The organism is Streptomyces nymphaeiformis, from assembly GCF_014203895.1.
Taxonomy (GTDB): Bacteria; Actinomycetota; Actinomycetes; order Streptomycetales; family Streptomycetaceae; genus Streptomyces; species Streptomyces nymphaeiformis.
This window is the reverse complement of record NZ_JACHJY010000007.1, coordinates 79,687-91,617: the sequence shown is the minus strand read 5'-3', so window position 1 is coordinate 91,617 and position 11,931 is coordinate 79,687. Positions and strand designations below refer to the sequence as shown.

The following is an 11,931-nucleotide window of genomic DNA, read 5'->3' as shown; positions in this document are numbered from 1 at the left end:
CATTCCCCGAGACCGTCCATGCGTGAGCTGATCCAGCGCCGCAGGCGCGCGGCGTTCCTCGGGCGGACGGCGGAACTCGACGCGTACCGCCGGAACTTCGCCCTGGGAACCGACGACCCGGCGTACCGCTTCCTCTTCCACGTACGGGGCAACGCCGGCATCGGCAAGTCGTCCCTGCTCCGGGAGCTGGAGCGGATCGCGCGCGAGCACCAGGCGCTGACCGTGCTCACCGACGACTCGGTGAGCGGTGCCGTGGAGGTCATCGCGGCGGTCAGCGCCCGGTCCGGTGAGCTCGGACACCCGTTGAAGGCGGTCGACCGGCTCCTCAACACCTACCGGCAGCGCCGGCACGAGGCCGAGTCCGCCCTCGGCACGCCCGGCGGTGACGCGACGGACCAGGGCGCCCCGTCCCCGGCCGCGCGCGTCACCGCCCAGGCGGCGCTCACCGGGCTGGGCATGCTCCCGGTCGTCGGAGCGTTCGCCGGCGCCCTCGATCCCGCCCAGGTCGCCGAGGGCGCCGACCGGCTGCGCACCGTGCTCAGCGCCCGGCTGCGCAGCCACGACGACGTCCAGCTGGTCCTCGACCCCGTGTCGGTCCTCACCCCGGTGTTCGTGGCGGAGGTCGGCCGGGTCGCCGAGCAGGTCCCCTGGGTGGCGCTGTTCCTGGACACGTACGAGCGGACCGCGCCGTTCCTCGACCGCTGGCTGTGCGACCTGCTGGCCGGCGAGCGGTACGGGGCGCTGCCCGGCAACGTCGTCGTGACCCTCGCGGGCCAACGGTCCCTCGACCCGGCGTACTGGGCCGACTGGGCCGACCTCGTGGTGGACCTGCCCCTGGCACCGTTCTCCGAGTCCGAGACCCGCGCCTTCCTCAGCGGGCGCGGCGTGCAGAGCGAGTCCGTGGTGCGGGACGTGCTGCGGCTCTCCCACGGCCTGCCCGTCCTCGTCTCCACCCTGGCGGAGAGCGCGGCGCAGGCCGGCGCCGTCGACGACCCGAGCACCACGGCGGTCGAACGGTTCCTGAAATGGGAGGGCGACCCGGTGCGCAGGGCGGCCGCCCTCGCCGGGGCGCTCCCGCGCCGCCTGGACGAGGACGTCTTCCGGGCGGTGGCCGGCGAGCCCGCCGCCCACCTCTTCGGCTGGCTGCGCGCCCTGCCGTTCGTCGACGTCCGCGGCGGCCGGGCGCAGTACCACGACGTCGTACGGGCCCCGATGCTGCGCCTGCAGCGGACCACCTCCGCCGACCGCTGGCGGGCCGCGCACGAACGGCTCGCGCAGTGCCATTCCGGCCGCCGGGAGACCGAGGGCCAGGGCCTCGCCCCCCACCTGCGCTGGTCCGAGGAAGGCTGGCGGGCGGCGCGCCTGGAGGAGACGTACCACCAGCTGTGCGCGAACCCGCGCGAGGTGCTGCCCGCGGTACTGCGCGACGGCATCGACGCCTGCGACGAGGGACCCGAGGTGGCCCGCCGCTGGGCGGACACCGTCGCGGCGGCGGGCGACGACAGCGACGCGGCCGTACTGCGCGAGTGGGGGACCGGGCTCCTCGCCGCGCTGCGGGACGAGGAACGCGGCACGATCACGGTCCTCGACATGCTCCTCCGCCAGGCGGGACTCGCCGACTACGAGCGGGCCAAGGCGCTGTGGGTCCGAGGCCAGGCGCACCGGCTGCGCAGGCAGTACGCGGAGGCGTTCGCCGACTACGACCGGGCGATCGAGCTGGCACCGCAGGCTCCCCGGCCGTACACGGGGCGGGCGGTCATCCATCGCGACCTGGGGGCGTTCGACAGGGCCCTGGAGGACCACGACCGGGCCTGCGCCCTGGCATCCGACGGGGAGCGGGCCATAGGCCACCGCGGCGAGACGTACCGCGTGGCGGGCCGCCTGGACGAAGCCCTCGCGGACTTCGACCGGGCCCTCGACATCGCACCCACGACGACCTGGGCGCTGGCCAGCCGGGCCGACGTGCTGCGCCGCCTCGGCCGCCCGCACGAGGCGCTGACGGATCTCGACCGCGCACTGGCCCTGGAACCCGACTACATATGGGCCCTCGTACGGCGCTCACGACTCCGGCGCGCGCTGGGCGACACCGACGGCGGACTCGTGGACCTGGACCGGGCACAGGACCTCTCGCCGGAAGACCCCTGGCTGATGGGCGAGCGGGGCGAGACGCTACGGGAACGAGGCCGGTACGCGGAGGCCGTCGCCCAGTACGACCGTGCCCTGGAACTCGACCCCGCCTACACCTGGGCGCTCGGCAGCCGCGCCCTCGCCCAGCACGCCCTGGGCCGCAGCGACCTGGCCCTCGCCGACCTGGACCGGGCACTCGCCATGGACCCGGACTACGCCTGGGCCCGGGCGCGCCGGGCCGAGATCGTGGCGGTGAGCGCCGGAAACCAGGAGGACTCCGGGTGAACTACGGCCCAGGCAGGGTCAGGTCCGTCAGCCGTTCCTGCCGGCCCGTCCCAGCGGTCAGTTGTCCCCGAGCGCCAGCTTGATGCCGAAGCCGACGAGCACCGCACCGGTGACCGAGTCGATGACCCGCTGCACCGAGGCGCGGTTCAGCCACCGGCGGACGAGCTGGGTGCCGAAGATCAGCGCGCTGAACCAGACCAGCCCCTCCAGGTCGTGCACGGCCGCCAGGACGACCCCCATCAGCAGATGCGGGGCGCCACTGGGGATGAACTGGGGCAGCATCGCCATGTAGAAGACGCCGTTCTTCGGGTTGAGCAGGCTCGTGCCGAGCCCGCGCGCCCAGGCCCGCGCCCACGTCGCCTCCGAGGCCGTGGCCCCCGCTCCGTCCGCCGCGTCCCCCGCCGAGGCCCGGCCGCGCTCCTTGAGCGTCCGGCGGATCATGCCGATGCCCAGCCACGCCAGATACACGGCACCGGCCACGCGCAGCACGTCGTACAGCAGTCGGGACGCCGTGAGCACCGCCGAGGCGCCGACGGCGGCGGCCACGCCCCACACGAGCACGCCGGAGAGGATCCCCAGCGCCGTGGCGAACGCCCGGCGCCTGCCCAGGGTGATGGCGGAGCGCAGCACCAGAGCGGTGTCGAGGCCCGGCATGATGGTCAGCATGCCGGCCACGACGGCGAAGGAAGCGATGGCAGAGGAGACGGTCATGCGGCCATCCTGGAGCCGCGGCCGCGATCACGTCCAATGAGGTCTGCTGCACGGCGCATCAGCAGGACTGATGCCCCTGCTCGCCCGGTGCTTCGCCGGCATCTCACCCAGGGGGTTCGGTTTCCCGAACCTCGGGTTCGGGGGCGGGCACCATCGCCCGCAGACCCCCGGCCCGCCGACGATGAGTACATGATCGAAACGGCGAGGGACATCGATACGGGAACCGTCGCGCGGGCGGAGGACCTGCACCGCGTGTACGGGCGGGGCGGGGCGGCCGTGCGGGCGCTGAACGGGGTGTCGGTGGCGCTCGCGCCCGGCACGTTCACGGCGGTGATGGGACCCTCGGGCTCCGGCAAGACCACCCTGCTGCACTGCCTCGCGGGGATGGACCGGCCCACCGGCGGCTCCGTCCGGTGGGGCACCACCGAGATCTCCCGGCTGCCCGAACGGCGGCTGGCGGAACTGCGGCGCAGCCGGGTCGGGTTCGTGTTCCAGGCGTTCAACCTGATGCCGGCGATGACCGTCGCCCAGAACGTCGAGCTCCCCGGTCGGCTGGCCGGCGCACGCCCCGACCGGGGCCGGGTGCTCGACGCGCTCGCCCGGGTCGGGCTGGCCGGGCGCGAAAGGCATCGGCCCGGGCAGCTGTCGGGCGGACAGCAGCAGCGCGTGGCCATCGCCCGCGCGCTGGTCTCCCGCCCGCAGGTGCTCTTCGCCGACGAGCCGACCGGCGCGCTCGACCGGGCCACCGGCCACGAGATCCTCGCCCTGCTGCGTACCGGGGTGGACCAGGAGGGGCAGACCTGCGTGATGGTGACCCATGATCCGGTCGCCGCCGGATACGCGGACCGGGTGCTGCTGCTCGCCGACGGCGTGCTGGTCGACGAACTCGACCGACCCTCCGCCGCACAGGTGGGCGAACGCCTGAGCCGGCTGGGCGGGTGAGCCCGGTGATCACGCTCGCCCTCGGGCCGCTGCGCCGCCGTCCGGCCTCCTTCGTCGGCCTCGCCGTCGCGCTCTTCCTGGCCATCACCACCGTCACGATGTTCGGCCTGCTGTTCGCCGCCGACCTCACCGCCGGCGACGCCGTGCAAAAAGCGGACGTCGGGCCCGGACTGATGGTGATCGCGGGCGCGTTCGGGGAGATCGCCGTCCTGGTCGCCTTCTTCGTCGTGGTGAACGCGCTCGGCTTCGCCCTCCGGCAGCAGCACCGTGAACTCGCCCTGCTGCGCACCATCGCGGCGACACCCCGCCAGACGCGGCGCCTGGTCCGCGTCCAGGTCGTCGCGACGACGCTGGTGGTCGCCGCGCCGGCGTGGGCCGTCGGCACGGCCGCGGCGGGCCGCTTCCTCGCCGAGCTCCAGCGACGGGGCATGGCCGCGCCGGGCCTGCGCGTGCCGGAGACCTTCCTGCCCCTCCTGGTGGCACTCGCCGCCGCCCTCGCCGCCGCCCTCGCCGTCGGCCTGGCCGCCTCGGCCGTCGCCGCCCGGCGGATCTCCCTGATCGCACCCGCGGCCGCCCTCACCGCGAGCGCGACCGAGCACGGCCGCACCGGGGCGCCACGCCTGCTCGCCGGCGTCGCCGCTCTCGCGGGCGGCGCCGTGCTGCTGCGGCTCGCGGCGACGCGGCCGGTGGAACAGGCGGACAAGGCGGGGCAGGCGGCACTGCTCGGTTCGCTGGTGCTGCTGGTCGCGGTTGCCCTGCTCGGGCCGCTCGCGGCGCGCCTCCTGGCGGCCGTGTCGGGCGCGCCGGTCCGGCTGCTCGCACCCCGTACGGGGTGGCTGGCCGATGCCAACCTGCGCGGGTACGCGCGGAGGCTCTCGTCCGCCGTGGTGCCCGTCGCACTGCTCGTGGGCCTGTCGGGCACCATGTCGATCATGACAAGTACCGCCGGGAACGCTCCGGGCACGACGGCGACCAGCGTCACCTCGGCCACCGACGTCTGGCTGCGCCAGAGCGAGCTGGCGTTGCTGGTCTCCTTCGCGGCCGTCTCCACGGTCAACACCCTGGTCGCCGTGACCGCCGGCCGGCGCCGAGAGTTCGCCATGCTGCGCCTGGTCGGCGCGACGTCGTCGCAGCTGCTGCGCATGCTGACCGTGGAGGCGGTGCTGACCACGGTGGTGGGGGTGCTGCTCGGCGCCACGGTCGCGGGGGCCGCGTCCGCCGCCTTCAGTACGGCGGTGACCGGCTCGGCGGCACCGACCGTCCCGATGGCCGCCTGCGGGTGGATCGTGGCGGGCGCGGCGGCGCTGACGGTCCCCGTCATCCTGGTCACCGGGATGCGGGCGGTCCGCGGCCCGGCGGCGGAACGGGTGGGTGGCGGCGGTGGCTGAGCACGGCGGGAGGTCCGCTCCCGGGGACGTGGGGGCGGACGGGGCCCGCGCGGGGAGAGTGGAGGCCGAGGGCGGGGCGCGCCCGGCCGAGGGCGGGGCCCGCGCGGGGACGGCGGCGGCCGAGCAGAGGTCTCGGCTCTCTGCCGGGGCCCGCGAACGGCTCTCCGCAGGGGCGGAGGAGCGGCTCCCCGTATGGGGCGGTGCACGGTCCTCCGTATGGGGCGGTGCACGGTCCTCCGTATGGGGCGGTGCACGGTCCTCCGTACGGGGCGGTGCACGGTCCTCCGTACGGGGCGGCGAACGGTCCTCCGTACGGGGCGGCGAACGGCTCTCCGTACAGGCCGGTGAATGGCTCTTCGCCGTCCTCGGGCTGCCCCTCGCGCTGCTCTGCGGCGTGTACGCGATCGCCGTCCTGTACGCGGGCGTACTGCTGTCGCTGACGGTGCTGGGCCTGCCCTTCGTGGTCGCCGCTCTCCTGGGCGCGCGTGGTCTCGGCTCGCTGCACCGACGGCTCGTCGGCAGACTGCTCGGGGAGCGGATCGAGGCGCCGGCCGCGCCACCCCGTCCCACCGGCTCGGTCGCCCGCGGCCGTGCCGTACTGACCGATCCGGTCGGCTGGCGGACCCTGCTCTACCTGGTCCTGCGGCTGCCGCTCGGTGTCCTGGGGTTCGTCGCGGCGGTGGCGTTGCCCCTCGGCTGCGGCTGGCTGATCGGATTCCCGCTCTGGGCCCGGCTCCTGGAGCCGGAGCCGCGGCCGTTCGGCTGGGCGGACGCCGTCTCCGTACCACTGGGGCTTCTGCTGCTCGTCGCGGTGCCCGGCACGATCAGGGCGCTGAGCGGTGCGAACCGGCGGCTTGCCGGACTGCTGCTCAGCCCCGCCCCAGCACAGCAGCGGGTCAGGAAGCTGGAGGCGGCCCGCGCCGTGCTGCTCGCGGAGAACACCGACCGGCTGCACCGCCTGGAGCGCGATCTGCACGACGGGACCCAGGCCCGTCTCGTCGCCCTGGCCATCACCCTCTCGCTGGCCGACGACGCGCTCGCCACCGCCGAGGGCCCGGACCTGGCGCGGACGCGCGGCCTGGTGGAGCGTGCCCGCGGCCAGACCGACGACACCATCACCGAACTGCGCGGACTCACCCGGGGCATCCGGCCGGTCGCGCTCGACGGGGGCCTCGCCCAGGCGCTGCCCGGCCTGACCGCCACCTCGCCGGTTCCGGTCTCCGTCCACCTCGACCTGCGGGAACGTCTGGAACCGGCGGTCGAGAGCGCCGTCTACTTCTGCGCCGCCGAACTGCTCACCAACGTCGCCAGACACAGCGGTGCGCGTTCGGCGGAGCTCGGGGCGAGCGCCGCCGGCGGGCGGGTCCGGCTGACCGTGCGCGACGACGGGCGTGGCGGTGCGGCGCCCGGTGCCGGGACCGGCCTGACCGGTCTGGCCGAGCGGCTGGCGGCGGTGGACGGCGTCCTGACCGTCGACAGTCCGCCCGGCGGGCCCACCACGGTCACCGCCGAACTGCCGTCGCGTCTGTGAGCGTTGCTCAGCCGGTGCTCTCGGCCAGGTACGCCAGGACGGCCTTCACACGCCGGTTGTCGGTGTCCGTCGCCCGCAGGCCGAACTTCAGGAAGACGGCGGCGACATGCTTCTCCACGGCCCGCTCCGACACCACCAGCGACGCGGCGATGGCGCGGTTGGAACGGCCCTGGGCCATCAGCTCCAGCACCTCGCGCTCGCGCGCCGTCAGCGTCTCCACCCGGCCGCGCCGCCCACCCCGCATCAGCCCGGTGACCACCTCCGGGTCGAGCGCCGTGCCCCCGTCGGCGACCCTGTGCAGCGCCTCCACGAACTCGTCGGTGCGGGCGACGCGCTCCTTCAGCAGATACCCGACGCCCGCCGCACCGTCCGCCAGCAGCCGGGAGGCCCAGACGGTCTCGTTGTGCTGGGAGAAGACCAGGATGCCGACCTCGGGCGTCCGCGCCCGGATCTCGACGGCGGCGCGGATGCCCTCGTCGGTGTGCGTGGGCGGCATGCGGATGTCCACCACGGCCACGTCGGGCCGGTGTTCGTCGACCGAGGCGACCAGTTCGGGGGCCGTCCCGGCGGTGGCCACCACCCGGCAGCCCCGGGAGCCGAGCAACTCGACCATGCCGTCCCGCAGGATCACGGAGTCCTCGGCCAGCACCACACGCAGCTGTCCGTCGATCACGACGCCCTCCCTCGCCCGCGGCCGTCCTCAGACGGCGACGGACAGCAGGTCCACCACGAAGACGAGCGTCGAGCCCGCCGGGATCAGCGGCGTGGGCGACTGCTTGCCGTAGCCGAGGCGCGGGGGAACGACGATCTCGCGCCGGCCGCCGACCTTCATGCCCCTGATCCCGCGGTCCCAGCCCTTGATGACCCTGCCACCGCCCACGGCGAACTTGAACGGCTGTCCCCGGTCCCAGGAGGCGTCGAACTCCTTGCCGGACTCGAAGGTGACCCCGACGTAGTGAACCTGGACCACGTTGCCCGGCTTCGCCTCGGGCCCGTCCCCGACGACGAGGTCGCGGATGGTCAGCTCGGTGGGAGCGTCGCCCTCCGGGAGGACGATCTCGGGCTTCGTCGGTTCGCTCATCGCAGTCTCGTTTCTCTCCGCCGGAAGCCCTCGTACGGCCCCCGGGCGCATGGTCACCCTATGCGGTGGATCATCACGCCACCGAGAAGGCCGTCCGCGAGGCGCGGGGCCTCAGCCGGTGCTCAGTGCGGGACGGACGGGGCGGGACGGCGTGACGTCGAGCGGATCGTGGCGTACGCGGTCCGAGGCCAGGCCCGTCGCGGCGAGGTGTCGTGCGACGGTGGAGACCATGACGGGCGGCCCGCTCACGTAGGCGACGTGTCCGGACCAGTCGCCGTGACGGGCCAGAGCCTCGGTGAGCGAGCCGTCCTCGGTGGACCCGGGGCCCTCACCGATCACCGGGGTGACGCGCAGCCAGGAGTGGCGGGACTCCAGCTCGGAGAGGGCGACCGTGTCGTACAGGTCGTCCAGGGTGCGGGAGCCGAGGAACACGTGCGCGCGCCGGTCGCGCGGCCGGCGCGCGGCCAGGTCGTCCAGGAGCGCCTTGGCGGTGGCCCATCCGGTTCCGCCCGCGACGATCAGCACGTCCCCCGGCGGGGCGTCGTCGAGCGTCATCCTTCCCTGCGCCGGCCCGAGGCGCAGCTGATCGCCCACGCGGGTGCGTGCCACCAACGCGTCGCTCACCCCGCCCGGGCCCGTCCGGCGGACGTGGAACTCCAGCTCCCCGTCCGTCCGGGGCGCGCAGGCGACGCTGTACGGCCGCCAGGCGTGCGGCAGCAGCGGGGACTCCAGCCGGGCGTACTGTCCGGCCCGGTACGGGAAGGGTTCCGCGGTGCGGACCCGGAGGACGGCGACTCCGGGACCGCACCGCCGGTGTTCCGTCACCGTCGCGTTCCAGGAGGCGGGCTCGGCCAGCGCCTCGTGCGCGCCGTCGACCATGGCCGCGACCGCGAACCGCACCATCCGCACCCAGGCCCGCTCCAGCTCCTCGGCCCACCACTCTGCCGCGCTGCGGCGCAGGGCGGAGACGAGCGAGGACTCGAACACCTCGTAGTGCACGGGCCGTACCCCCAGCTTGCGGTGGTCGCGGCCCAGACGGAAGCAGAAGTCGGCCACCTCGTCCGGCCGGTCCAGGTTGTCGATCAGGTACCAGAAGGCGCGTTCCAGATGGGCCCGCTGGAACTCCATCGAGTCGGGGAACAGCCCCCGCAGATACGGGTGCTGCTCGAACATCGCCTGATAGAGGTGATCGATGAGCTCGCTGAACGGGGTCACCAGCGGCAGATGCCGCCTGATCGTCTCCTGATCGCGGACTCCGTCGTACGAGTGCCCCGACTCCGCCGGCCGGACGCTTCCCGCCGGCTGCAGCAGCCGCTGACGCAGCCGCATCGCGTCCTGGCGCGCGAGGAGCGCGTGGTACTCGTCGTACGCGTCGCTTGTGAGGGTGCTCAAGTGCTGGCTCTTTCCCTGCCGTGTGTACCGTGTCACCGCCCCGGCCGAAGGCACGTCAGTCTCGCACCGCGGTCCCTCCGCCGTCCGGCCCCATCAGGCAGGGCCGTTCGGCCCTGGCGCTCCCCGCCCCACCGCGTGGGGGAGCCGGGCCGAACGGCGCCACATCAGTCCCGGTCCCTGCTCCTCCCCAGGTCCAGGGCCGCCCAGCAGGCCGCGTCCTCCCGTACCTCGCGGTGGCGACGTACCACCGCGCACGCGCGCACCGTGGCGCTCGTCGTGGCACCGGCGGCCGCCCCGGCCAGGAGGAGCGGGGCCTGAACTCCCAGGAGGAGGAGCAGGGCCGTCACACCGGCCGTGGCCCAGCCGGTGACGCACGCCGTCGCCGCCAGGCGGCGGGAGGCGGGTCGGTCGGCGCCCGCGCGCAGGTCGACGAGCGCGGGTACGTACCAGACGCAGCCGGAGGCGGTCACGGCACCCATGCCCAGGGCGAGCACGGCCGGGGTCACCGGTGGCTCACCGCCTCGTCCGGCTTGTTCTCCAGTCGGTCGAGGGCGGCGATCTCCGGATGGTGGAGGTCGAACGCGGGGGACTCGGAGCGGATCTTCGGCAGGGTGAGGAAGTTGTGCCGCGGCGGCGGGCAGGACGTCGCCCACTCCAGTGAACGGCCGTACCCCCACGGGTCGTCGACCTCGACGCGCTTCCCGTACCGGCCGGTCTTCCAGACGTTGTAGAAGAACGGCAGGAAGGACAGGCCGAGGAGGAAGGAGCCGATGGTGGACACGGTGTTGAGGGCGGTGAAGCCGTCGGCGTTCAGGTAGTCGGCGTACCGGCGCGGCATTCCCTCGGCGCCGAGCCAGTGCTGGACGAGGAAGGTGGCGTGGAAGCCCACCGTGAGGGTCCAGAACGTGATCTTGCCGAGGCGCTCGTCGAGCATCTTGCCGGTGAACTTCGGCCACCAGAAGTGGAAGCCGGAGAACATCGCGTACACGACCGTGCCGAACAGCGTGTAGTGGAAGTGCGCGACGACGAAGTACGAGTCGGAGACGTGGAAGTCCATCGGGGGCGAGGCCAGGATGACGCCGGTCAGACCACCGAAGGTGAAGGTCATGAGGAAGCCGACGGCCCAGAGCATCGGGGTCTCGAAGGACAGCGAGCCCTTCCACATCGTTCCGATCCAGTTGAAGAACTTCACGCCGGTCGGAACGGCGATGAGGAACGTCATGAAGGAGAAGAACGGGAGGAGCACGCCACCGGTGACGTACATGTGGTGCGCCCACACGGTCACGGACAGACCGGCGATCGCGATGGTCGCGGCCACCAGACCGATGTAGCCGAACATCGGCTTGCGGCTGAAGACCGGGACGACCTCGGAGATGATGCCGAAGAACGGCAGGGCCAGGATGTACACCTCGGGATGTCCGAAGAACCAGAAGAGGTGCTGCCAGAGCAGCGCTCCGCCGTTCGCCGCGTCGAAGACGTGCGAGCCGAACTTCCGGTCGCATTCGAGGGCGAAGAGCGCCGCGGCGAGGACCGGGAAGACCATCAGCACCAGCAGGGACGTGAGCAGCACGTTCCAGGTGAAGATCGGCATCCGGAACATGGTCATGCCCGGGGCGCGCATGCAGATGATCGTGGTGATGAAGTTGACCGCGCCCGCGATGGATCCGAAACCGGAGAGGGCGACGCCCATGATCCACAGGTCGGCACCGAGGCCGGGCGAGTGGATGGCGTCGGAGAGCGGCGCGTAGAGGAACCAGCCGAAGTCCGCGGCCCCGCCGGGGGTGAGGAAGCCGCCGGCGGCTATCAGCGAGCCGAAGAGGTAGAGCCAGTAGGCCAGCATGTTCAGGCGGGGGAAGGCGACGTCCGGCGCGCCGATCTGCAGCGGCATGATCCAGTTCGCGAAGCCCGTGAAGAGAGGCATGGCGAAGAGCAGCAGCATGATCGAGCCGTGCATGGTGAACGCCTGGTTGAACTGCTCGTTCGACATGATCTGCGTGCCGGGGCGCGCCAGCTCCGCGCGCATCATCAGGGCCATGACACCCCCGATGACGAAGAAGAACAGAGCCGAGCAGAGGTAGAGCGTGCCGATCTGCTTGTGGTCGGTGGTCGTCAGCCACCCCACCCACGAGGGCCGGACCGGCCGCGCGGGGCCCTCGGCGGGCTCCGGGAGACGTGTCTCCCCGGCCTTCATCTGAATGCTGCGTGCCTCGTCCACCGGACGACGACCTCCAATTCCACGTGCAGTGCCAACGGGCCGGGAAGCGTCCTCGAACGGGGGCTGCCTCGGGCGCTTCCCGGCCGCCGCCACATGATCGGCGGAGGGCACCCGGGGCCCGATAGGGTCGAACAGTCCTCCGGCGTTCCGCGAGGCAGGGCCGAACGGCCCTCACCCCGCCGCGTGCACCACGCGTACGCTGCACGGCGGGAAGCCGCCCCGGCGCGAGCCGCGGAGGACAGGACCCGAGCAGGACCCG

At 73.4% G+C, this 11,931-nt stretch carries 10 protein-coding genes; 4 read left to right on the top strand and 6 right to left on the bottom strand.

Annotation, left to right across the window (positions count from 1 at the left end):
• Nucleotides 1–18: 18 nt before the first annotated feature.
• Nucleotides 19–2,412, top strand: coding sequence for a tetratricopeptide repeat protein (locus GGE06_RS23740; protein ID WP_184931660.1), 2,394 nt, complete (start codon nt 19–21; stop codon nt 2,410–2,412).
• A gap of 57 nt (nt 2,413–2,469) precedes the next feature.
• Here GGE06_RS23740 and GGE06_RS23735 read toward each other — a convergent pair whose 3' ends face one another.
• Nucleotides 2,470–3,123, bottom strand: coding sequence for a LysE family translocator (locus GGE06_RS23735; protein ID WP_116164651.1), 654 nt, complete (start codon nt 3,121–3,123; stop codon nt 2,470–2,472).
• 189 nt (nt 3,124–3,312) lie between these two features.
• Here GGE06_RS23735 and GGE06_RS23730 point away from each other — a divergent pair, with 189 nt between their 5' ends.
• Genes GGE06_RS23730 through GGE06_RS23720 form a run of 3 tightly spaced genes read left to right on the top strand, consistent with a single transcriptional unit; the run spans nt 3,313 to nt 6,984 of the window.
• Nucleotides 3,313–4,065, top strand: a complete 753-nt coding sequence (locus GGE06_RS23730; protein WP_116164653.1) for an ABC transporter ATP-binding protein — start codon at nt 3,313–3,315, stop codon at nt 4,063–4,065.
• Between the two features lie 5 nt (nt 4,066–4,070).
• Entirely contained in the window at nt 4,071–5,453 is a 1,383-nt protein-coding gene (locus GGE06_RS23725) for an FtsX-like permease family protein (protein WP_184931659.1), read from the top strand.
• Nucleotides 5,446–6,984 carry a sensor histidine kinase gene (locus tag GGE06_RS23720; protein WP_312883260.1) on the top strand — a complete coding sequence of 513 codons (1,539 nt, stop codon included), beginning with the start codon at nt 5,446–5,448 and terminating at the stop codon, nt 6,982–6,984. The genes GGE06_RS23725 and GGE06_RS23720 overlap by 8 nt, the downstream gene beginning before the upstream one ends.
• Nucleotides 6,985–6,991: 7 nt before the next feature.
• Here GGE06_RS23720 and GGE06_RS23715 read toward each other — a convergent pair whose 3' ends face one another.
• The 5 genes from GGE06_RS23715 to ctaD form a co-directional block, all read right to left on the bottom strand.
• Nucleotides 6,992–7,657: a response regulator transcription factor gene (locus GGE06_RS23715; protein ID WP_184931658.1), complete on the bottom strand. Its 666-nt coding sequence runs from the start codon at nt 7,655–7,657 to the stop codon at nt 6,992–6,994.
• 27 nt (nt 7,658–7,684) lie between these two features.
• Complete coding sequence (locus tag GGE06_RS23710) at nt 7,685–8,065, bottom strand: FKBP-type peptidyl-prolyl cis-trans isomerase (RefSeq protein ID WP_116164657.1); 381 nt, start codon at nt 8,063–8,065, stop codon at nt 7,685–7,687.
• 111 nt (nt 8,066–8,176) lie between these two features.
• On the bottom strand, nt 8,177–9,457 hold the full coding sequence (locus GGE06_RS23705) for a globin domain-containing protein (RefSeq protein WP_246532716.1): 1,281 nt from the start codon (nt 9,455–9,457) through the stop codon (nt 8,177–8,179).
• A 164-nt stretch (nt 9,458–9,621) separates the two neighbouring features.
• On the bottom strand, nt 9,622–9,963 hold the full coding sequence (locus tag GGE06_RS23700; RefSeq protein WP_312883259.1) for a hypothetical protein: 342 nt from the start codon (nt 9,961–9,963) through the stop codon (nt 9,622–9,624).
• Nucleotides 9,960–11,672 (bottom strand): aa3-type cytochrome oxidase subunit I, encoded by a 1,713-nt coding sequence (gene ctaD, locus GGE06_RS23695; RefSeq protein WP_446696914.1) that lies wholly within the window; start codon nt 11,670–11,672, stop codon nt 9,960–9,962. Before ctaD ends, GGE06_RS23700 begins: the two co-directional genes overlap by 4 nt.
• Nucleotides 11,673–11,931 lie beyond the last annotated feature (259 nt).

Bases quoted from the DNA above. Each gene is read 5' to 3' on its own strand.
- GGE06_RS23735 (WP_116164651.1), bottom strand. From the start codon at position 3,123: ATGACCGTCTCCTCTGCCATCGCTTCCTTCGCCGTCGTGGCCGGCATG.
- GGE06_RS23740 (WP_184931660.1), top strand. From the start codon at position 19: ATGCGTGAGCTGATCCAGCGCCGCAGGCGCGCGGCGTTCCTCGGGCGG.
- GGE06_RS23730 (WP_116164653.1), top strand. From the start codon at position 3,313: ATGATCGAAACGGCGAGGGACATCGATACGGGAACCGTCGCGCGGGCG.
- GGE06_RS23710 (WP_116164657.1), bottom strand. From the start codon at position 8,065: ATGAGCGAACCGACGAAGCCCGAGATCGTCCTCCCGGAGGGCGACGCT.